Consider the following 22,288-nt stretch of genomic DNA (forward strand, 5'->3'; position numbering starts at 1 on the left):
CCTCCTATTTAAGATTAATCAATTAGCCATTCACGTAATTTTCTTTTGTCCACTTTACCGACCGCAGTCAACGGTAATGCTTTAATAAATTTAATAAAATCAGGTAATTTGTATTTAGCTATCCCTTGCTGATTTAAAAAACGTCTTATTTCTGCTGCTCGTAATGGTGTTGTCGTCACCAAATAGGCACAGCTTTTTTCACCTAATACATCATGTTCAACACTGACAAGAGCTGCTTGAGTGATTGCGTTATGTTGAAGTAACAGATTTTCAATTTCTTCCGCCGCGATTTTTTCGCCACCTCGATTGATCTGATCTTTTACTCGTCCATGTACGGTGAGATAACCATCGATACTGATCGAGACTAAATCCCCTGAATAGTAAAAACCTTCATGATCAAACGTTTCTTGATTATGTTCTATGCTATTGAAGTACCCTCGAATGGTGTATGGCCCCCGCGTCATTAAATGACCCATTTCACCAGAAGCAAGCTTTTCACCTTGCTCATTAGCTACCCATAACTCATCATCAGGGCAAATAGGATAACCTTGAGTTTGCGTGATTTTATCCAATGCATCATTAAGACGCGTGCAGCAAACAAGTCCTTCTGCCATACCAAACACTTGCTGTAACTGACAATTCATTTCACCAGTAATACGTTTCGCCAGTAATGACGTCAGGCTAGCTCCCCCTACTTGCAGTAGCCTCAAAGAAGAGAGTTGCTTATGACCCCCTCGCTCTCTCAGAGCTTGCAGCCAAAGATTAACGATAGAAGGTACGACTGCGCTGATATTGACCCCATGCTGTTCAATAAGCTTGAAACAGTGGTCTGGACTTGGGTTATTTGCTAGCACAACGCATCCCCCTGCCATGAAGACCCCTAAAGCTCCCGGTGAACTTAAACAAAAATTATGTGCTGAAGGTAGTACGCATAAGTAACAAGTATGCCGATTAAGTTGACAAATCTCTTGGCAGCGACGAACGCTATATAAATAATCGTTATGAGTTCTAGGGATCAGTTTAGGCGTCCCAGTACTTCCGCCTGATAATTGAAAAAAAGCAACCTCATCGGCCGGTGTTGGTGTTGCAATAACTTGATAATGCGTTTGTCTTATCATGTTATTCAGGCTGCGGGCGCCTATATCATTATTCAGTAATACTAAACGTACCGACGAGTAACGAGCGCAAAAAGTGGTTAAAAAGCCGTCATCAACAAATAATGAATGCTGCCTATCCGCAATAAATAAAGTTGGATTAATTTGCTGCGCATAGGCATTCAGTTCGTGACTTTGATGACTGTATAATGCATTGACAGGAACCACGCCAATCCGTAATAACGCAAAAAAGACAATATAAAATTCAGCTACATTACCTAGCTGAACAAGTGCGGTTTCTCCACATTTCGCCCCTTTATACTGTAAATACGCAGCTAAATTATCAATAGATTGATTAAATTGTTGATAACTAAAATGGCGCTCTCTATCAACAATGGCTATTGATTGATTACTAGCATAACGTGTCACAATATGTGTTAAAGGGAGATCTTGCCAGTAGCCTTTCAAACGATAACGGGCAGCAAATTGTTCTGGCCAACGCGTATAAGCAATGCACATTGTTGCCTCCTTAATTCAGGCCCAAAACATTAAGCATCGTTGAAAGCTTCGCCCCTGTTTCTTGCCATTCTGATAATGGCGATGAATCAGGTACGATACCTGCACCAGCAAATAAGCTGATATAATTTTGTTTTATTCGAGCACAGCGAATAGCAACCACCCATTCACCATTACCACGATGATCACACCAGCCAACAATGCCGCCAAATAATTGACGATTAAACGGTTCTACCTGTGAAATAAATTGTTTAGCTAACTGATATGGAAAACCATTTAAAGCGGGCGTTGGATGCAATAAACACGCTAATGAAAGTGCATTTTCTTGTGAATGTGCGATACCTTCAATATCAGTCGCGAGATGCCATAATGTTGGGGTACTAACCAGTTTAGGTTGTTCAGAAAAAAATAATCGATGACTACGAGGGTAGAGTAATGCTTTCATAGCTTGTATCACTAATTGATGCTCATAGTGATCTTTTATCGAACCGTATAAGCGTAAACTTATTTCTCGATCGGATTGTTCATCAAGATTTCGTGGCGCCGAGCCGGCAAGTGGTTGTGAAAAAAAGCGATGACCTTGTTTACGGATCAATAGTTCCGGACTAGCACCGAGCAATCTACTACCATCAAACAACGGTACATGAAAATTATAACTAGTTGGATTTTGAGACATTAATCGTTGCAAAAGATAATGGCATTCTAAGGGCGCCGTAACCACTATATCCAACAAACGCGCCAATACCACTTTGTCTAATAAAGTCGTTCGCATCGTGCTAATTGCTTGCTCAACCATTGAAGTAAATTGCTGTTGATTCGGATATTCACGATGCTGACTAACCTGAATGTTTGGTTTTGAACCTTTTGATTCAGCTAATGGCTCTATGATCTTTTTTATACTTTGAGGTACAAATAATGTTGAGGGTTCATCAGTATTAAAAGGAAGCGCACCAACGATGATGGGGTTGGTGATGCCTGCCATTTTTGCTGCGTCAAAAGCAGCTATAAGGTCTTTTTGAAAAATACTTGATAAGTTTTCACCGCATTTGGCTGGTGTTGTTAATTGGCAAAAGCACCCTGTTGTTGAAAAGCTTTGATAAGGTGAAGTAAATAGAAAACTATTTGGCGATAATGTTGCTAGCGTATCGACTTCATATTCGATTAACGTTTCTTCCATGTTGTTCCCTTTAAGCCATCAAATATATAAATAATTATTGGTATAATAATTAGCGGATACGTTACAACAGCCACACCTTTGAATAGATAAGGCAACACCACGAACCACCGACTATGCCGCTTTAACTCCTAATATTTTTATGGTGAAACGGTCTCAATTTTCTGAGTAATTCAACAAGTATTCAGCCTACAGTCATTTGTAAGCCCCTAAATTCACTACCAGCAGCGTCGTCGATGGCACTCGATACAATACCAAAAGCAATAGCTACGCATTCAAGCTGAAAACTTGCCCTACCCACTGACCACCAGAGATTGAAATAGCCTTCATATCGAAGCCACTCGTGTTAATGCGCCGAAAAATAATTAACTCAATATCGTTAATAGTTATGCAATAAAAATGACTCGAAATGCAGGGTATTTTTTAATAAACTTACACTCAGTAACCTTAGTTTTCTCCTCATACTTCTTTTCGTTTTATCTTTGATTAAATCAGTGTCGCGCATGCTAACACAGTAAAATAAATGGGATAACGATAATTATTATCTCTATTTTGATGAAAAATATTATGTAAAAGTATGGGTTCTCATTTGCTTGTCATGCAAATTTATGTTGTTAATATCCGAAGAGTAATACTAACTAATACCATGATATAAAAAGCTTTTTGGTTATTTACACAGCTAAATATAGCAAATATTTGATGACTAAAGAAAATACAAGACAATTTCATTACATTAATGCGGTTGTAATATAATAAGCTAACCTAATATTTGTCGTAATACAGGGCCAATTGCCGTAAATGATTTTGGGGAAATAATATCAACATGAGTGCAGTCTTGAGGGTAAAGATCGACGTGTTGTACCCACGGCGCCCAAGCTGTTTTAGGAGTTAGCCCTTCAGGTAGCGTTTTTTGAGCCACAAATAGTGTCACCTTACCATCATAAGGTAATGTATGAGCTGTCGTCAGTAATCTGACCGCATCGGTATAATTTTGCTCAATGATTCGAAAAAGGTTATTGGTTTCTGTACTCGTCTGTACTGACATAAATGCGGTTCGTTCTTGAGCGATTTTAGCTATTATATCGGGGTTTATTTCCCCCTGAGCCCTATCACGCCAATTGAGTACTTCTGGCGGCCAAGTATCCAAAAGACCTAAGAATAACACCTCTTTACCGAGCTTTCGCAAACGAGCAGCAACCCCTTGAGCTAAAGTTCCTCCTAAAGAATACCCTAATAAATAATAAGGGCCTTGTGGCTGTTGGATTAATAACGTTTTGAGATGCTGCTCGCATGCATCATCAATGGTTTCAGCCATCATTGCTCCCATTGGACGTGGTGATTGCAAACCAGTGATACTCCAACGCTCACTAAGATGGCAAGCTAATCCACTAAATTGCCATGCAAAACCCGATGCAGGATGAAAACAAAACAGTGTAGGGCCATCTCGTTCACGCAAGGGTAAAATCGTTTCCATGCCCCATAGCGAAGGATCTTTGAATGTAGGTTGCGGATTTAAACGTGCAGCAAGTTTGCCTATTGTCGGTGATACCATAATTTGGCCAGGGGTGACTTGCTGGCGTAACTGCTGACTTAGCTGTGCCGCTAGCTGAATTGCCAGAAGAGAATGCCCTCCTAAAGCAAAAAAATCCGCATCAATGCTTTCAATATGACAACCTAATAATTGCTGGTAAGCCTTGGCAATAATTAGTTCGGTTTTCGTTAACGGTTTTCTGCCCGTTTTAGGGGAAAGCAATTCAGGAAGAGGTAAGCGTTTACGGTTTAATTTACCATTTTTACTGAGTGGTAAAACATCAAGTTGTACAATCATTGACGGTAGCATATAAGGTGATAAATGCTCACTTAACTGTTCTCTTAAGCTAACCATATCAAGTTGCTGACCTGAGATAGAAGTCACATACCCCACTAGCTGCCGTGTATCCCCTGCCATTTGCGCCGTATTATCTAATATACATGCATGTGCCACGGCTTGTGCTATATCAGGAAGCTGTAACATGGCACACTCCACTTCACCAAGCTCTACCCGTTGGCCTCTTATTTTCAGCTGCGAATCAGTTCTACCGAGATATTCCACTGCGCCTGAACTGAGCCAACGAGCAATGTCACCTGTACGATACATGCGTTGACCCACATTAAGTGGATTAAAAATAAATTGATTGTCTGTTAAATCAGGACGTTTAAGATAGCCCTGTGCGAGTTGCACTCCTGTTAAATATAATTCACCCGCGACCCCAAAAGGAACAGGTCGCTGTTGGCTATCAAGTATATGCATACCTGAATTCCATATTGGGTAACCAATTGGTACAGTATTTCCTTCTACAGCAGCAAGGTCATCGCCGTAAGCCTTGTAATAACTAACATCAATAGCCGCTTCGGTAGGCCCATAAAGATTATATAACGGTATATGAGTTAGCCGTTCCCATCGACGACACAGCTCAGTCGGTAAAGCCTCACCACTACAAAAGACCTGTTTCAGCGTTAAACTGTGTGGCTGTCTGATATATGACTCAATAAAAACCGCTAACATAGAAGGAACAAAATGGGCTGTGGTGACCCTATGCTGCTTAAAACATGACATCATTGCTAGCGGATCAAGATGAGCTTGCGGCTCTAACATCACCAATCTAGCCCCCGCAATCAACGGCCACCAAAATTCCCACACTGAGACATCAAAACTACACGGTGTTTTCTGGATCACAACATCGGTTGATGCCAATGGATAACTCTCTTGCATCCATAGTAGACGGTTTACTATCGCTTTTTGCCCAATCATTACTCCTTTAGGCACCCCTGTTGAGCCCGACGTATACATAATATAAGCGGTGTGTTCAGGTTGAATACAAGGCTCAATCCATTGTGGGATATATGGCAATAACGCGTTATAACATAAAACTTTTATACCGGAAAAACAGGGTAGATATTCCGCCAGCGTAATCAAAAGTATGGGTTGAGCATCTTTCAATATTTTATCCAACTGTCTATCTGGAGAATCAATATCTAATGGCAACCAAGCTGCCCCAATCTCAGCGATTGCATGGATAGAAAGCGTTAAAAATATCGACCGAGGTAAGGCAATTGCCACGCTATCGCCTAATTTTACCCCTAACGATTTTAGCTGTAGAGATAGAGCAACGACTTGTTTTCTCATTTCGTCATAAGTCAGCGAATATTGCTGATCGACTAATGCAATTGCATCCGGTGTTTTAGCTGCCTGTGTAGCAACAAGGCAACTTAGTGTTGTGATGGGCAACTCTCTGTGAGTATGATTGATGCGTAATTGTTGTTGATATTCGCTTTCCAGCAAGACATCAACATCACCACATCTTAATGTAGGATTATGGATAAATTGCCTAACCATCAATGAGATGCGTTGTAAATGTTCTTCAAGTTCTTTCCGTTCAAAACAGCGACCATTAGCTAATAACTCAATCGTCACTTGTCCTGTTTCATCAACTAATAGCACCAATTCCAGCTCATCAACTGGGCCTGAAGCAAGCACATGCGTTTTGGTGGTAAGTTTTGGCATCTCCAATGGAGAATCAAACATTTTTACATTTAATACAGGGCCGTAAATTAATTCATTTCGTCCCGCTCCACACCTATCTCGAAAGTGATAATCAGAGTTGTAACGTTGATGGCGGCGTATCACTTGCAGCTGTTGAGCGAGCCGTTGTGCAAATTCAGGTAATGTTTCCCCTTCATCAATCTGAATAGCAAAGGGTAACATATTTACCACAGGTCCTGTTGCAGCGAGTGCGACAGATCCTATACGCCTCATAAACATAAATTCAGCCGAATAATTCATACGGCCACATAATTTTCCGAGCCATAATGTCACTAGTGCAAGCGCTAAATCTATCGACTGACACCCCTGTTTATGAGCAAAGAATTGATTTTCAATAATATACTGTAATTGTATGATATTGTTGGCTTTATCCAATAATGATTTGGAGGACAGTGATGCAGGAATGGGTAATTTTTGATAATAATCATTCCAAAATTCTTTATCTATATGAAAAATTTCACTATTTTGATATTTTAGATATTCATCGACAACCGCTTGAAAAGGGGTAAATGGTGATGCTGGTATTGATTGTTTTTGCTGTAACGCACGATAAATTGCCGCTATTTGCTGAGTAATCGCCGAGAAACTAAAACCATCCACTTGAATATGATGGTAGCGTTGATACCAATACCATCGCTGATCATCCAGTTGTAATATTTTATGCATTACCAATGAATTGCCACTGTTCACACGTAAATCTTGTTGAAGATCAGCATTCATAATAGTCAACGCAGTATTATGAGGTTCAGGGCAGTGACGTAAGTCTATGTATTCAGGAAGATCAAACTGTAATGTCTCATCAAACCACTGAACCACTTCACCATCCTGTTCTTGAAAACGCATACGTAATGTATCCGCTTGCATCATGCCACTAATAATGGCTTGCTTTAGCTGCGTGACATTAAGTTCGCCGACCAATTCGACATAATGTGCAACGCTCCAAGCAGGGTATTCTGTATACAAGCGTTCAGCGGCCCAAATCGCGGGCTGAGCAGCAACAAGAGGTAATTTATGACACATTATACGCTTGTCCTCGCTATGCCCCGTGTTGATAGAAGTACTAACCCTGATTGTGTATTACATGAGGCATCAAACGCCCCATAAGAAGCATTGGATGGATTGTGAATTACCATATCAAGCCTTTATCGTCACTAGTTCAACTTCTATCATAATGGTGGAGTGGCGCTTTATGGCTTTTCAAAAAAGATTAGGCTGATGCTAAAAAAAGGAATAACAATAAATAATCAAGCGACTTATTGTTACCTTTGATAATTCATTTGAAGGCCCATATCAGTATGGATACTCATTATTTAACCCGCTACTTAGGTAAACAAACATTACACTTTTTGTACTTTGACCCCACCACCTTCACCCGTGATGACTTACTCTATCTTCCGCATCACAGCAAACTCGCAAATGCAGTCATCAAACGAAAAGCCGAGCATCTAGCAGGACGTATCGCAGCTTCCTATGCGATTAAATCATTAACGGGTCGCGGCCAAGTCATCGATATGGGTTTACACGGTGAGCCTTTGTGGCCAAAAGGCATTAAAGGCAGTCTTAGTCATAATTGTTGTTGTGCGATTGCGATTGCTACGATTGATAAGGCCATAACAAGTGTCGGCATCGATATAGAAACCATTATTGATGAGTCTGAAGCAAAGCAAATTTGGCAAGTCGTACTTAATAATGCTGAAAGGCAAAACTTGTTTGGCTGGCCTTTTCCTCTCGCTGTCACCCTCGCGTTTAGTGCCAAAGAGAGTTTATACAAGGCACTCTGTTATGATACAAAACAAGGCATTGATTTTTTTAGCTCACAAATCATTAACATTACCCACAATACACTGACGCTTGAGCTAACAAATGATCTCGCTGGGCACATAAAAGGCGAAAGATGGATATTGTATTGGCAACAACAAGGTACGCAAGTCATTACCTTGGTTTGTCATTAAGACTGATTGTATGTGCTGCCTATACGGCAGTGAACTGTTGCGCACACGAGTCCCCGTAACCTTCATATTTCTAAGCTACCTATACGGCAGTGAACACATAATGCTCCTTGCTTACTTCCATCCTGTCTTTCTAAGCTGCCTATACGGCAGTGAACGCAAACGAACGCCGCGCAATGCGCCGGTGTTATTTCTAAGCTGCCTATACGGCAGTGAACATGAGTATCCGCAATGGGATGTTGCATTAGTTTTTCTAAGCTACCTATACGGCAGTGAACTATTTGATAGCGCTTGTCCTGTAGACGTTGACTTTCTAAGCTGCCTATACGGCAGTGAACTTGTTGCTTCCTCAATGTCTCCAGCTTTTTCATTTCTAAGCTGCCTATACGGCAGTGAACCTCTAGCAGTTTGCACCAATTCAAATATGACATTTCTAAGCTGCCTATACGGCAGTGAACGTGGTATGTTCTCACTAACTTGTATTCCTCATTTTCTAAGCTGCCTATACGGCAGTGAACTCTTAAACGTTCTCAAATGTCCGCAAGTGACAATTTCTAAGCTGCCTATACGGCAGTGAACTTCCCGATATTGTGAGAAAAGCTAAAGAGATATTTCTAAGCTGCCTATACGGCAGTGAACTCCGTGTCAAAGGGGTGTTTTCGGCTTTAGTGTTTCTAAGCTGCCTATACGGCAGTGAACTGCTCAAGAACTGGAAATGGTGAATAAAAATCTTTCTAAGCTGCCTATACGGCAGTGAACAATCAGCAATGGCGCGCCTTGTGTTTCTTGAATTTCTAAGCTGCCTATACGGCAGTGAACAGCTAAGGTGGTCTCCAACCCTTTGGCCTGTGCTTTCTAAGCTGCCTATACGGCAGTGAACTCAGGCAAAAAATGAGATTCCACACCCACATATTTCTAAGCTGCCTATACGGCAGTGAACTCTTTCTTTATTTCCCCCACTCTATCCCAAAATTTCTAAGCTGCCTATACGGCAGTGAACAAATGGTGGTGACTGCGGATATTGCGACAGATTTTCTAAGCTGCCTATACGGCAGTGAACAACGATTCTGAATACTGCCACCGGAATATGATTTTCTAAGCTGCCTATACGGCAGTGAACGACTAGTCGGGTCGGTTGAATTATACATGCTATTTCTAAGCTGCCTATACGGCAGTGAACCATCACTTGAACTGAAGCACTATTAGCCTCAATTTCTAAGCTGCCTATACGGCAGTGAACACACGATAGCTTCCGGGCTAAATAATATTCCCTTTCTAAGCTGCCTATACGGCAGTGAACGACATTTTAGTTAAGCCAGATGTAACCGTTTTTTTCTAAGCTGCCTATACGGCAGTGAACTCGTCAGCTCGCCTCGATTGCGCGTTCAATCATTTCTAAGCTGCCTATACGGCAGTGAACATTTTCGTGTCCGTATACCGGGCGCATTTGAATTTCTAAGCTGCCTATACGGCAGTGAACACAGGCTGGGGTTAAAAACAACAATGCTAGGTTTTCTAAGCTGCCTATACGGCAGTGAACGTGACTTATGCTCTGATGCGAAATGCATTGTTTTTCTAAGCTGCCTATACGGCAGTGAACAGGAACTACATATAAATAGATATTTTCCTTTATTTCTAAGCTGCCTATACGGCAGTGAACATTCATGACTCACATAAACCTTACAGTAATTATTTCTAAGCTGCCTATACGGCAGTGAACACACAAAAATGAGAGTGTCAGTAATGGCTTTATTTCTAAGCTGCCTATACGGCAGTGAACGTGAGGTTGTCGATTCGGCGATCGCCCGTTATTTTCTAAGCTGCCTATACGGCAGTGAACGCTTCTTTCCGCCAATCTTCATTTGGAATAATTTTCTAAGCTGCCTATACGGCAGTGAACTCTTGATGTAAAAGGTATTAACTCATGGAATGTTTCTAAGCTGCCTATACGGCAGTGAACTATAGCCTATCATAGAAAACATCTAAGATAACAAGAAACTAGCCCGAAATTGTTAAAAATACCTTATTTTATAAGGTGTATCTTAACCTATTGTTTTAACTTATTATTTTTAATGTGGGAAAATAGAAGGTAATTTAAGAAGGATAACGAATCAAAATGAATATCAAAAAAGACAATATCTACTGCTATTGAACCAATAAAGAAAAATAGATTATCCCTAACGAATTAAGCCAGCACCTCTATCAAACAATCAGTGCTGGCAAATCACTTAGCGACCACCAAACAGCGACATACTATTTAAGTCTTTAAAAATATCCTGTGAAGCTTGGAACATCGCCATCTCTTTATAATAATCTGATGTTGTACCAGTCCAATTTGTTTCCAACAATTCACTGACTCGTTTGCTATTTTGGATACTGCGTGAATCTGCAAGAAAATCTAATTTATCAATTTCTTGTAATTGTAAACCTTGCTTAGACTCAATATTAGAAATTTGGTCTAACGCTGATTTAACCGCCGTATTTGCCTCACCTAAATCTTTTTGTGCGGCCGCTAGCTCAGCTTCTGTTGCGGTATCTTGTGGTAATTTTAAAGCTGTAATTGCTTTATTGAGTGCTTTAAATACCTCAACATGATTACTACCATCGGTTGCAAACACTTGATTGCCCGTATAATAGGTCGTCATTTCGCGATCGCTAGACACATTTTGTGTAATCGCTTTATCACCACCGTTATAAATCACCTCACCACTTGCGTCGACTTCAAAAGGTGGCTGATCCGATTTAAAACCAGCAAAAATATAACGACCATTGCCATCAGTCGTATTGCCCAGTGCAACCAATTGATCTTTTAAGCCTGAAATCTGATCGGCTAGCGATTCTCTATCACTATCACTTAAAGGGCCTTGGTTTGAGGCCTGAATAATCGTGGTATCTATTTGAGTCGTCACATCATTCATTTGTGTCAGAACACTCATCTGCAACAACATACCCGTTTTGGCAAAACCACGACTCAACACATATTGTTGATTACGGTTTTCTGATTGGTTGATCCGTACTGCTTGTGAAGACGCTTGCGGGTCATCTGAGGGTTTACTGACTCGTTTACCCGACGCTAATTGGCTACCTGCCTCCATCCAGCGTGACTGAGCATTATTCATATCTTGCAGGCGCTGGTGATAAATCATATTTGTACTTAAACGCATAACAGGATCCTTTTTAATTACTGAAAATTAAAATGCTCTCATCAGGGCATTGAATAAGTCATCGACCGTTTTTAATACTTGTGCATTCGCATTGAAGAATTGCTGGATCTTCTGCATTTGAATGCTTTCTTCATTCATATTAACGCCTGAAACTGCCTGCTCTTGCGCATAAAAACTTTCAGTCATTTTATTTTGTACTTCAGAATCAATTTGCGCCTGCTTAGTTTGGCTCCCTACTTCATTGACTATCGATGCATAATAATCAGAGAAAGTCGAATTACCGCCAACCAATTTTTGATCTTGCAATTTGACTAATTGTTTAATGTTTTCATTGTCCCCAGGCCCACTACCTTTAGCTCCGGCTGCCGCAAAGTCAGCTGCATTGCTGATCAGCGTTTGCATTCCATTGATCACACCATCAACAGGTTTCACTAGAAATGCATCACCGGCTTGCGCATTGTTATTACTTATTTTTATTTCAATGCCATCAAATTTTAAGGTGTCGGCTGTTGAGGTATCGACAGCAATTTTTACGCCTTCAGGTAACCGTGTGACATTCCAATCGGTACCATCAAAACGCATTTCATAGTTATTGCCCGTCACCTTAGAAACATCGCTATAACTTAAATCAAAATCAGCCTTACCTTGGTTAAAAGTGTTGCTCACCACACCACCTTTACCGATTTCAAAAAAGTCTTTGCCTGTATTGCCGTTGGCGTCAAAGCCTTTGGCATGAATTTCATTAAATTTACTGGCAAAAACTAACGCAAGCTGATTTAGCTTTTGATAAGCAGGATCAATCACATCTTTGCGAGAACGGAGAACACCGCTCAGTTCCCCGCCACGAATCGCCTCATCAGAGATTTCACGAACTTGTCCATTCGCACCCACAAAACCAATGCTAAAACGGCTATCGTCTTGCGCAGATGCTACTGCTTCAAGTCGATTTGCTTTTTCGCCAGTAACCAATGGCAAGCCATTAGCAAAGGTAACGTTGTAATTACCGTTTTGCTCAATCACTTTGACGCCGACCAATGAATTGACCTCATTGACAAGGCGATCACGAACATCTAATAAATCATTAGGCTCTGAGCCACTTACTGAGCGCATACGTGCAATTTGTTGATTGAGTCCTGCAATCTTTTCCGCGTAGGTATTGATGTCTTTCACCTTGGTTTCAATTTGGCGATTAACATCACGCTCCATCTCTTGTAGACGTCTATCCGCTTCTTTAAGTTGGCTAACTAATGAATTTGAATTACCCAAAAAAACATCAATCAATGTTTTATCACTGGCATCACTGCTCGCCGCATCCAGAGCAGTAAAAAAGCTACCAAGGTTATTGGAAATATCCCCCGTATCATTAGTTAATAAATCATCTACTTGGCTACTATTTTTTGCATAAGCTTCATAGTCACCGCTACGTGCGCGCGATTGACCATACTGTTGGTTGATAAATTCATCAAATTCACGGCGCACATGGCTGAAATAAGTGCCATTACCAAAATAGCCATTAGGAGTCATTGTACCGGGATTCTCCCCGAAAACGGCACTTTGGCGGTGATAATAGCCCACACCTGCGTTAGCTAAGTTATTTGATATAACACTTAACCCGCCTTGTGCAGCATTCACCCCGCTAAGCGCGTTGTTCATTACATTGTTTAGCATAAGCTGTTCCTTTCTCTGGTGCTTACCGCCATGGTTATTGATGAAACCTTCGCAATATCAACCGGAAATTTTTCAAATCTGTAGTGGTTATCGGAAAAACGACAAAAAAATTTAGTCCTAGCGCCATGAAATTTTAAAAAATATCACTCAAATCGACGTTATAGGCTTTAATAGCCCGAGAGGCTGTCGTATCAGAGGTTTGATGGCCGCGAATTTGATTGATCAGACTAATCAACTTGTCAGAATAGTTCGGGTCTGTCGCATAACCAGCCTGATGTAAGCGACGTGCTGCTACCTCTGGTGATTGCGCATGTTTCACGTCCCGATAGCGTGGATTTTCTGTCAATAAATTGATGTAATCAGCAATCGCTTCCTCGTAAGAACCATAAACACGAAAATCATCACGCATCTTAATGCTTTTGCCATTAATCACTTCTGTCGTCATGATATTGGTGGTAGGGCCTTGCCAATTTTTACCGGCTTTAATGCCAAATAAATTATGACTGCTTTTCCCTTCTGCGGTTAAGATTTCACGACGCCCCCACCCGCTCTCCAAAGCGGCCTGAGCAAGTACTAATAAATGCGATATACCACTTTTTTGGCTCGCCGCTTTTGCGGGTTCGATCAGTTGGCTAATGAAATTTTGACTGTTTAGAGAGAGAGATTTCACTTTTTGCATCGGTGATGATAAAGCATCACCTAATGGCGCAAAACGGCGCACAATTTGTGCCATCGCTTGGTTAGGTAGGCTGTCGATTAAGCGATCTTCCATACTAAATGGTTTCATCGGTTGCTCTAGTGGTGAGGTATTACCTTGCATTTTTAGCTGGTTATACATCATTTCGCCAAAACCTAACCCTTTTTGCGATAAATCCTGAGCGATTTGTTGATCATACATACTGGTTAACATACGTGTTTGATCGCTAGAAAATAAGCCATCTTGCGGTAACGCATCACGCATACTTTTTAGCATCATCTGGACAAAGGTTGCTTCTAGCTGTTGAGTGACTTGTCGCAAACCTTTTTCAGGTGAATCAGTCAGTTCTCGCTTTAGCCCATTCAGCGATTGCAAATCAAATGCGGCCCCCTGCATCAGTTGCATATCATTCATTAGATGATCTCCAACTTAGCATGTAAACAACCCGCACTTTCCATTGCTTGTAAAATGGACATCAAGTCTGTCGGTGTTGCACCCAGTGTATTAAGTGCCTGTATCACTTGGTTAAGCTGTACGCTTGCATTGACCTTTTGCAGCGCCCCACCTTGCTCACGAACGCCTATATTAGTATTACGTGTTACAACCGTTTGCCCACCGGCAAATGGTGTGTCTGGCTGGCTGACTTGTGTTTGTCTTTCAACTGTTACAGATAAGCTACCATGCGCAACCGCACAACTTTCTAACGTTACACTACGGTTTATCACTACTGAGCCAGTACGTGAATTTACGATAACTTTCGCTTCCGCTAATGGTGTTCGCACATTCAGCTCTTGAACCTGAGCCAAGAAACGCACTTGATCCGCATTATTCATTGGTACATTTAACTGTACTGTACGTGAATCTAGCGCTGTTGCAGTCCCTGCACCGCGTAAGCGATTAATTGCATCACTAATATCTTGTGCTAATGTAAAGCTATCATCGTTCAATTGCAGGTTGATCATACCACTTTGCCCAAAACTCGTTGGCAATTCACGTTCAATAGTCGCACCACCTGAAATACGCCCACCATTTAATTGGTTGACTTTGATGCTACTGCCACCCGCACTCGCCCCCGCACCTCCTACTAAGATGTTGCCTTGTGCCATCGCGTAAATTTGCCCATCGACGCCTTTTAATGGCGTCATCAATAATGTGCCACCGCGTAAACTTTTCGCATTGCCCATCGAGGAAACGACGACATCAACGGATTGTCCTGAACGAGCAAAAGGCGGTAATTTAGCGGTCACCATCACTGCCGCCACATTTTTCAGCTGCATATTGGTGCCAGGAGGAACCGTGATCCCCATTTGAGATAACATGTTGCTTAAACTTTGTGTGGTAAAAGGCGTTTGCATAGTTTGGTCACCTGTACCATCTAGCCCTACCACCAATCCATATCCAATCAACGCATTGTCACGCACACCTTGTACCGTAGTAAGATCTTTGATCCGTTCACTGTGTGCAGATACCGCCGTGAAACAGAACAAGATGAGCAAAAGGGTCACTAATTTATTCATTCGATTATCTCTACCGATATACAGCTCAATTTCCATCTTAATAAGGGGAAACATTTAAGAAAAAGCGTTGTAACCAACCCATGGTTTGTGATTCATTAATATAACCATCACCGACGTATTCAATACGAGCATCTGCGACTTGGGTTGAACTCACATTATTATCAGCACCTATGGTGCGTGGGTTAACCACCCCAGAAAAACGAATCGACTCCGTTCCTTGATTAATAGCAATCCGTTTTTCACCGACCACATGCAAGTTACCATTCGCTAGCAATTGATCGACCGTGACGGTGATCGTGCCTTTAAAGGTGTTGTTAGCATTTGCACCTCCCTTACCTGTGAAATCGCTATTCCCCTTCACATCCAATTCGGTATTGCTTCCGCCAAGCCAACCTTGCATAAAGCCCGGTAAAATTGCGGCTAAGAATCCCGTTTTACCACTACGATTGGCATTCGCTGATGAGTTTTTGCTGGCGCTAACATTTTCTTGGAGATTAATCGTTAAGATATCGCCAACATTACGTGGGCGCCTATCTTCAAATAAAGGTTGATAGCCGTAATAAGCAGGTTGTGTGCTTTGAAAAATTGCTCCATTGGGTGCAGGTGCAGTGGGGGCTGTCGGTAATGCTGTTGTTTGAGTATCCACCAGCGGGCCAGGCTTAATGTGGGCGCAGCCGCTGATGACGAATACCATCGCAATCACGATAGCCTTATTCGGTGAAAATGATGGGACTTTTCTATTATTAAGGGCAATACCGCTTTTCGTCATTATGATGCTCTTTTGCTGCTGTTTCTGTTTTACCTAATAGGCGCTCATCAAGTGGTTGTTGGCATAACCACTTGATGTAATTTATGAAATTAAAGCTGCGTTAAACGTTGCAACATCTGATCTGATGCAGAAACTGCTTTACTGTTAATTTCATAAGCACGCTGCGTTTGGATCATATTGACTAATTCTTCGGCAACATTGACATTCGAGGTTTCAAGCATATTTTGATATAGCAAGCCCGCACCGTTCGTTCCCGGCGCACTTTCATTTGGTGCACCAGAACTCGCCGTTTCCATGTATAGGTTCTCCCCCATACTTTGCAAACCCGCATCATTGATAAAGGTCGATAACGTAATTTGTCCAATTTGTTGTGGCTGGCTGTCACCAAATACCTTGATAGAAACGGTACCATCGCGAGCAATGGTTAAACTCTCTGCATTATCAGGGAGAGTGATAGCAGGCACGATTTGATAGCCGCTTGAAGTGACTAATTGACCATCTTGGTTAGGTTGTAAAGCACCATCACGTGTATAGGCATCCGTCCCATCAGGCATTTGGACGTGTAAGAAACCCTGCCCTTTAATCGCGATATCGGTTGAATTACCTGTTTTGTTTAAAGCACCTTGGCTATGAATGCGCATGGTGGCAACAGGGCGAGAACCTGTACCTAACTGCAACCCCGATGGTAACGAGGTTTGTTCCGAGCTCATCGCCCCCGGTTGACGAATGTTTTGATACAGTAAATCTTCAAATACCGCACGCTGGCGCTTGAAACCATTAGTACTCACGTTTGCCAAGTTGTTTGAAATAACATCAAGGTTCGTTTGTTGAGTATCAAGCCCTGTTTTAGCAATCCATAGAGAACGGATCATGGATAATTCCTTACTAATAAGTTAACTAATGGTAAGCAGTTGATTCGCTTTTTGCGCATTTTCATCTGCACTACGCACAACTTTCATCTGCATTTCAAAATGTCTAGCATTGGCAATCATCGCCACCATCGCCTCAGCGGCATTGACATTACTGCCTTCAATTACCCCTGAAGTGATAATTGAATTTTCGCTTTGAGGGAGCCCATTACCATTAGCCGCTTGTGCTTGTGGCGATAGATGAAATAATCCATCTTCGCCACGTAATAAATCTTGGGGCTGAGCTTCAACCACTTTCAAGCGACCAATTTGGCCTAACATCGTCGGTGGATCAGTGGCTAATAACGCCGTTACCGTACCGTCTTGACCAATGGTTAATTCCGCATTTGGCGGTACATTAATTGGGCCACCATCGCCTTGCAGACGGCGTTCACCGATCATCAACTCACCTTCAGGTGAAATCTGAATATTACCGTTGCGCGTGTAGGCTTCGCTTCCATCCGCCAATTCAACCGCTAAGAAATGTTTATCATTAAGCGACACATCCATTGGCCGACCAGTGTAATTAAGTGGCCCTTGGCTCATATCAGCACCTGGAGTCGAAGCAACGACTAATGTACGCGTTTGCTCGCTATCTCCATTTATGGGGACAGCACGCATCGCTGCTAGCTGAGCTTTAAAACCTGCCGTAGAAATATTGGCAATGTTATTTGAAACAATCGCTTGATTTTCAAGCGCATGTCGTGCGCCCCCCATTGCGGTATAAATAACGTGATCCATGGCCAACCTCTATACTTAACGTAAGTTAACCATCGTTTGCAGCATCTGATCTTGCGTTTTGATCGTCTGTGCATTCGACTGATAGTTACGTTGCATCACAATCATATTGATCAGCTCTTGGCTCATATCAACGTTAGATGATTCAAGTGCACCACTGGTCAAATTGCCAAACTGACCAACCCCCGGTACGCCATTAATAGGGTTACCTGACGCATTCGACGATGCCCAAACGTTGCCACCTTGAGACACTAAACCATTTGGATTCGCAAAAGCAGACAATGCCACCTGCCCCACTACACGTTTTTGTTGGTTAGAGTAGTTAGCCACAATCAGACCATTGTCTTCGATTTTGAAGTTTGTATATTCACCGGCTGGATAGCCATTTACATCAATAGCACTCACTGATGATTCACTGACTTTTTGTTGGCGAGTATTATTTAGGTCAACTTGTAAAGTGCCATTATTCGCACCGTTAAGGCCTTTATAGTCGAAAGGAAATTTTGCATCTGCTGGTGTAGATAAACGACCATTACCATCAAATGTCATATCTCCTAATTTTACCGCTTTTTTGTCATTGGCATCTTTCGCATAAGCTGTCCATTTATTGTCATCGGTTTTGACAAAATAAACAGAAATTTCGTGCGTATTGCCTTGGCTATCAAAGGCAGTCATCGTAGTGCTAAAGTTATAGCTCCCCGGTATATCTGGGTTATCTGGGTCAAATGTTTTAGGATTGTCTTCCGAATTCAGGTTAATCGTCAGTTTAGCCATATCCGACGCTTTAGCATCCATCATATCGGTTGGGATATTAAGTGCCTCAGGTACCCCCCCTGATTGAATAGCCACATTACCTTTATTATCAACACTCGCTGGGTATCCCGTTACAATCATGCCTTGGTTGTTAACTAAGTTACCGCTTTTATCACGAATAAATTGGCCATCGCGACTGTAATAAATGTCGCCATTAGCATCTTGTACACGGAAAAAACCATTACCTGAAATAGCAACGTCCGTTGGTCTATCCGTACGTGTAATTGAACCATCTTTAAAGTTTTGTGTTACAGCAGCAACATTCACCCCGAGCCCCACGCCTGAGCCGGCAAACATATCGGCAAATGAGGTCGTTGCACCTTTAAATCCATTAGTTGCGGAGTTGGCAATATTGTTACCAATCGAATCAAGCCCTGCTGAGGCAGCATTTAAGCCACTGACTGCTTGTGAAAATGACATATTTTCTCCATGACGGTTGGGAAATTAAAATTAAGCGGATGGGTAGACTTTAAAAATGCTACTAAGTGGAACACTTTGCCCAATACCAACATCCAATAAAGGTGCATCACTCCCCGGCGTGACACCATTAACACGGGTGTAGCCTAGTTTGGTAACTTCGATTTCAGTGCCGTTACTGATAGCCTTGACATCGAAAAAATATTTACCTTTTGTATCGACAACCACATTGCCATTGTTATCTTTTCCGTCCCACGACATATCATAAATATCGGGTTTGACATCAGTGTCATAGGTAATGGTTCGCACCACAGTTCGATTTTTATCACGGATAGTGATTTCAACGCTGTTGGCCATTTTGGGAAGAAAAAAGCCGAAAGGCGAAGAGATAAAATCCCCTTCAGATATAGCTGTTTCACCATCATGACTACTTTCAGATAAGGAACGGGTCGTTTCATCTTCTGGCAGTGGATTGGTAGGTTTAGAAACAGATGAACTGCTGTCATTATTGGATGATTTTAATGGTGCAAGCACAATTTCATTACGTGGGATCAATACGCCTTTTCCAACTAATTGAGTCGCTTGTAATGATTGCCCTGAACCAATTTGCTGAGAAATACCATTAACACTATCACCCAACTTGTTCATACTTTCCAACGTCGCGATTTGTGCTAACTGGCTGGTCAAATCGGTGTTTTCCATTGGTTTAGTTGGATCTTGGTTTTGCATTTGTGTGACGATCATTTTCAAAAATGTGTCACGCATGTCATCTGTTTGACTTTTCTTTGGAATATTACTTTGCAACGGCTCAGGGCCTGCTGTGGTATTGTCCAAAGAATCATACATTGTCGCTGCAATGCCCATTTAGCCTCCCGTTACTGGCCTATAGTTAAGGTTTTTTGCAACAGCGATTTCGCTGTGTTCATCACCTCTAAATTGGCTTGATAACTACGTGAAGCCGAAATGGTATTGATCATTTCGCCAACCATATCGACATTAGGCATACGGACATAACCTTTTTCATCCGCTAATGGGTGGCCGGGTTTATATGCCAAACGTGGTGGTGTCGGATCTTCAATCAGTTGGCTCACTCGAACGCCACCGACTTGATGACGACCTTGGGGTGTCATCTGAAATACCACTTGTTTAGCACGAAATGGCTCACCATCAGGTCCTGCTACGCTTTCAGCGTTTGCCATATTGCTTGCGCTAACGTTAAGACGCTGTGATTGTGCAGTCAGCGCTGAAGCTGAAATATCTAAAATACTCAGTAAAGCCATAATCATTACCCTTGCTGTAAGACAGCCAACATGCTTTTGATGCGGCTATTGATAAAGGTTAGGTCTGCCTGATACTTCAAGGTGTTATCGGCAAATTGACTGCGTTCAATATCCATATCGACCGTGTTTCCATCCATTGAGGTCTGATAAGGCACACGATATTTGAGATCCAAAGCCGGTTGTTTTACCCCATGGCCTTCTATGTGTCCTTTTGAGGTCACCGCAAGTGCAACCCCCTTACCTTTCACGGCGCCGTTATTTATCGCCTGTTGCAGTTGACGATTAAAATCAATATCACGTGCCTGATAACCCGGCGTATCTGCATTCGCGATATTTGCGGACAGCACCGCTTGTCGCGATCCGCGTATTGATAACGCTTGTTGCCCAAAAGCAAACAAAGCATCTAATTTATCAATCATGTTCAACCTCAATGATAAAACGTATTTCAGCACTCGTTGAAAAAGCTGCTCTAGGAAGATAGCAATACAGAAAACGCTGAAATTTAAAATTCGACGCGCTTATATTAGCTGGCGGATAAAAAATCTAATGGCAAGATAAAGGCAAAATTATTGACCTATTTAGCTCATTCATTATTGTACAAATGAGTAAACTGCGAGCATCTAGGAAACTCGTTTTAATATATGCTCAAAATAATTTGCGAAGTACTGGGCAACAAATGAATGAATTGCTAACGCTTGAGAAAACAAGAGACTGACGTAAATACACGTAGTCAATATGCCTTAGCTACAACTTGAAATATGACAATATAAGAGGCGACTTGATGGGTTATTTTTATACAACTGCATTTTGTGGGTTAACTTTAATGGCAACCGCAGCCCAAGCCTCTTTACCACAAGATATTAATCATTATTTTCGCAAAATACATAGCAAACCAAACCAAGTTTCTATTGAAATTAAAACGCCAATAGAACGCTGGCCGAGTTGTGAAAACCCGCAGATCATGCCGCCGATTGGTGGACGTAATATGGGAAATGTTTCATTACCTGTCCAATGTGGAAAGAAAAAACAGTATCTTCAATTAATCGTTAATGTTACGGGTCAATATTATGTCGTAACACGTAATATTACCCGCGGTGAAAAAATTGAATTTGTAGATATTGGCACTAAAAAAGGGCTGTTAGATAAGCTGCCAGCAGGGGTATCAACGGACAAACTCGCTATTCGTGGCAGTATTGCGTTGCGTGATATTAATGCAGGCCAAATAGTTACTCAGTCCATGATCCGCCGGCCATGGGCAATAAAAGCAGGACAGACTGTGTATGTGTTTGCCAACGGCAATAACTTTTCGGTGAAGTATGAAGGTCGAGCGATTAATAATGCAGTCACGGGACAAAACACACGCGTTCGCCTAGTGAATGGGCAAATTGTGAATGGAGAAGCATTAGAAAATGGCAGCGTTCAGATAGCACTCAAATAGCGATTTTTGATTGTCGCAATATCGTTATATCGATAATATGCACTCAAAATACAGGTAATCATCTACTTTTATACTGCAAGGTGCAGGGCTTTTCATTAAGGTATGGTCGCTACGCTTAGCAAGCTGTCCCCTAAATCTTGAATTGTTTAGAGTATAGAATTATCCGAAAGGTTATCATCGCATTTAAAGTATTCAACATAATTGCCGATAAAATGAATCAGAAAGATATCGGAATAGGAAAAATATTATGGCTATCGAGCAAACACCTGCAATTTCAGCATTAACTCAAGTCACCACTCGTGATCCACAGGATGCGACAACAACTCTTCGCGATAAAAAAGTTTCAACCACTGAATCTGTGAAAGAAAGCGTTTTTTCACCCAGTGAATTGCAAAAGAAGCTGTTACAACCGCAAGCAAGCGATATTAATAGTGAAAAAGTTGAAAAAATTAAACAAGCTATTAAAGATGGCACATTGAAAATGGACGCGGGAAAAGTGGCAGATGGGATTTTACGTGATGCACATGAATCCATGCTTTCAATGAAAAATGAAGCAAGATAAC

17 protein-coding genes and 1 CRISPR repeat array are annotated in these 22,288 nt (G+C 41.7%); of the genes, 3 read left to right on the forward strand and 14 right to left on the reverse strand.

The window, feature by feature from the left end; translation table 11 throughout:
* Nucleotides 1-14 precede the first annotated feature (14 nt).
* From JI723_RS12790 to JI723_RS12800, 3 genes are all read right to left on the reverse strand, one after another.
* Entirely contained in the window at nt 15-1,613 is a 1,599-nt protein-coding gene (locus JI723_RS12790) for a (2,3-dihydroxybenzoyl)adenylate synthase (protein ID WP_272579592.1), read from the reverse strand.
* A gap of 10 nt (nt 1,614-1,623) precedes the next feature.
* Nucleotides 1,624-2,787 (reverse strand): isochorismate synthase, encoded by a 1,164-nt coding sequence (locus tag JI723_RS12795; protein ID WP_272579591.1) that lies wholly within the window; start codon nt 2,785-2,787, stop codon nt 1,624-1,626.
* 754 nt (nt 2,788-3,541) lie between these two features.
* Nucleotides 3,542-7,387, reverse strand: coding sequence for an enterobactin synthase subunit F (locus JI723_RS12800; RefSeq protein ID WP_337979422.1), 3,846 nt, complete (start codon nt 7,385-7,387; stop codon nt 3,542-3,544).
* A gap of 275 nt (nt 7,388-7,662) precedes the next feature.
* Here JI723_RS12800 and entD point away from each other — a divergent pair, with 275 nt between their 5' ends.
* Nucleotides 7,663-8,319, forward strand: coding sequence for an enterobactin synthase subunit EntD (gene entD, locus JI723_RS12805; protein ID WP_337979423.1), 657 nt, complete (start codon nt 7,663-7,665; stop codon nt 8,317-8,319).
* Between the two features lie 7 nt (nt 8,320-8,326).
* A CRISPR array of direct repeats spans nt 8,327-10,276; the repeat unit is 28 nt; unit sequence TTTCTAAGCTGCCTATACGGCAGTGAAC.
* A gap of 268 nt (nt 10,277-10,544) precedes the next feature.
* Here entD and flgL read toward each other — a convergent pair.
* From flgL to flgB, 11 genes are all read right to left on the reverse strand, one after another.
* Complete coding sequence (flgL, locus tag JI723_RS12810; protein ID WP_272579588.1) at nt 10,545-11,480, reverse strand: flagellar hook-associated protein FlgL; 936 nt, start codon at nt 11,478-11,480, stop codon at nt 10,545-10,547.
* Between the two features lie 27 nt (nt 11,481-11,507).
* Entirely contained in the window at nt 11,508-13,148 is a 1,641-nt protein-coding gene (gene flgK / locus JI723_RS12815; RefSeq protein WP_272579587.1) for a flagellar hook-associated protein FlgK, read from the reverse strand.
* Between the two features lie 133 nt (nt 13,149-13,281).
* On the reverse strand, nt 13,282-14,259 hold the full coding sequence (gene flgJ / locus JI723_RS12820; RefSeq protein ID WP_070926054.1) for a flagellar assembly peptidoglycan hydrolase FlgJ: 978 nt from the start codon (nt 14,257-14,259) through the stop codon (nt 13,282-13,284).
* Entirely contained in the window at nt 14,259-15,362 is a 1,104-nt protein-coding gene (locus tag JI723_RS12825; protein WP_337979424.1) for a flagellar basal body P-ring protein FlgI, read from the reverse strand. Before JI723_RS12825 ends, flgJ begins: the two co-directional genes overlap by 1 nt.
* A gap of 37 nt (nt 15,363-15,399) precedes the next feature.
* Complete coding sequence (locus tag JI723_RS12830) at nt 15,400-16,131, reverse strand: flagellar basal body L-ring protein FlgH (RefSeq protein WP_070926052.1); 732 nt, start codon at nt 16,129-16,131, stop codon at nt 15,400-15,402.
* Nucleotides 16,132-16,220: 89 nt separating this feature from the next.
* Nucleotides 16,221-17,003, reverse strand: a complete 783-nt coding sequence (gene flgG, locus JI723_RS12835) for a flagellar basal-body rod protein FlgG (protein ID WP_070926050.1) — start codon at nt 17,001-17,003, stop codon at nt 16,221-16,223.
* Nucleotides 17,004-17,024: 21 nt separating this feature from the next.
* Complete coding sequence (locus JI723_RS12840; protein ID WP_272579586.1) at nt 17,025-17,780, reverse strand: flagellar basal body rod protein FlgF; 756 nt, start codon at nt 17,778-17,780, stop codon at nt 17,025-17,027.
* A 15-nt stretch (nt 17,781-17,795) separates the two neighbouring features.
* Nucleotides 17,796-19,010: a flagellar hook protein FlgE gene (flgE, locus tag JI723_RS12845; RefSeq protein WP_140181615.1), complete on the reverse strand. Its 1,215-nt coding sequence runs from the start codon at nt 19,008-19,010 to the stop codon at nt 17,796-17,798.
* Nucleotides 19,011-19,040: 30 nt separating this feature from the next.
* Complete coding sequence (locus JI723_RS12850; protein WP_272579585.1) at nt 19,041-19,871, reverse strand: flagellar hook assembly protein FlgD; 831 nt, start codon at nt 19,869-19,871, stop codon at nt 19,041-19,043.
* Nucleotides 19,872-19,882: 11 nt separating this feature from the next.
* The gene (gene flgC, locus JI723_RS12855) at nt 19,883-20,287 is read right to left on the reverse strand and encodes a flagellar basal body rod protein FlgC (RefSeq protein WP_140181613.1); all 405 of its coding nucleotides are present in this window, start codon (nt 20,285-20,287) and stop codon (nt 19,883-19,885) included.
* A gap of 5 nt (nt 20,288-20,292) precedes the next feature.
* Entirely contained in the window at nt 20,293-20,706 is a 414-nt protein-coding gene (gene flgB / locus JI723_RS12860) for a flagellar basal body rod protein FlgB (RefSeq protein ID WP_272579584.1), read from the reverse strand.
* A 362-nt stretch (nt 20,707-21,068) separates the two neighbouring features.
* Here flgB and flgA point away from each other — a divergent pair, with 362 nt between their 5' ends.
* A complete protein-coding gene (gene flgA, locus JI723_RS12865) occupies nt 21,069-21,725 on the forward strand; it encodes a flagellar basal body P-ring formation chaperone FlgA (RefSeq protein ID WP_070926042.1) in 657 nt (218 codons plus the stop codon).
* A 247-nt stretch (nt 21,726-21,972) separates the two neighbouring features.
* The gene (gene flgM, locus JI723_RS12870; RefSeq protein ID WP_070926040.1) at nt 21,973-22,287 is read left to right on the forward strand and encodes a flagellar biosynthesis anti-sigma factor FlgM; all 315 of its coding nucleotides are present in this window, start codon (nt 21,973-21,975) and stop codon (nt 22,285-22,287) included.
* Nucleotide 22,288: the final 1 nt, after the last annotated feature.

The organism is Providencia manganoxydans, from assembly GCF_016618195.1.
GTDB classification, from domain to species: domain Bacteria; phylum Pseudomonadota; class Gammaproteobacteria; order Enterobacterales; family Enterobacteriaceae; genus Providencia; species Providencia manganoxydans.

What these genes read in the sequence shown, in the direction of transcription:
- flgJ (WP_070926054.1), bottom strand. Translation starts at nt 14,259, where the DNA reads ATGAATGATATGCAACTGATGCAGGGGGCCGCATTTGATTTGCAATCG.
- flgK (WP_272579587.1), bottom strand. Translation starts at nt 13,148, where the DNA reads ATGCTAAACAATGTAATGAACAACGCGCTTAGCGGGGTGAATGCTGCA.
- flgC (WP_140181613.1), bottom strand. Translation starts at nt 20,287, where the DNA reads ATGGCTTTACTGAGTATTTTAGATATTTCAGCTTCAGCGCTGACTGCA.
- JI723_RS12800 (WP_337979422.1), bottom strand. Translation starts at nt 7,387, where the DNA reads ATGTGTCATAAATTACCTCTTGTTGCTGCTCAGCCCGCGATTTGGGCC.
- JI723_RS12830 (WP_070926052.1), bottom strand. Translation starts at nt 16,131, where the DNA reads ATGACGAAAAGCGGTATTGCCCTTAATAATAGAAAAGTCCCATCATTT.
- flgM (WP_070926040.1), top strand. Translation starts at nt 21,973, where the DNA reads ATGGCTATCGAGCAAACACCTGCAATTTCAGCATTAACTCAAGTCACC.
- flgA (WP_070926042.1), top strand. Translation starts at nt 21,069, where the DNA reads ATGGGTTATTTTTATACAACTGCATTTTGTGGGTTAACTTTAATGGCA.
- flgL (WP_272579588.1), bottom strand. Translation starts at nt 11,480, where the DNA reads ATGCGTTTAAGTACAAATATGATTTATCACCAGCGCCTGCAAGATATG.
- JI723_RS12840 (WP_272579586.1), bottom strand. Translation starts at nt 17,780, where the DNA reads ATGGATCACGTTATTTATACCGCAATGGGGGGCGCACGACATGCGCTT.
- JI723_RS12795 (WP_272579591.1), bottom strand. Translation starts at nt 2,787, where the DNA reads ATGGAAGAAACGTTAATCGAATATGAAGTCGATACGCTAGCAACATTA.
- JI723_RS12850 (WP_272579585.1), bottom strand. Translation starts at nt 19,871, where the DNA reads ATGGGCATTGCAGCGACAATGTATGATTCTTTGGACAATACCACAGCA.
- JI723_RS12825 (WP_337979424.1), bottom strand. Translation starts at nt 15,362, where the DNA reads ATGAATAAATTAGTGACCCTTTTGCTCATCTTGTTCTGTTTCACGGCG.
- JI723_RS12790 (WP_272579592.1), bottom strand. Translation starts at nt 1,613, where the DNA reads ATGTGCATTGCTTATACGCGTTGGCCAGAACAATTTGCTGCCCGTTAT.
- entD (WP_337979423.1), top strand. Translation starts at nt 7,663, where the DNA reads ATGGATACTCATTATTTAACCCGCTACTTAGGTAAACAAACATTACAC.
- flgG (WP_070926050.1), bottom strand. Translation starts at nt 17,003, where the DNA reads ATGATCCGTTCTCTATGGATTGCTAAAACAGGGCTTGATACTCAACAA.
- flgB (WP_272579584.1), bottom strand. Translation starts at nt 20,706, where the DNA reads ATGATTGATAAATTAGATGCTTTGTTTGCTTTTGGGCAACAAGCGTTA.
- flgE (WP_140181615.1), bottom strand. Translation starts at nt 19,010, where the DNA reads ATGTCATTTTCACAAGCAGTCAGTGGCTTAAATGCTGCCTCAGCAGGG.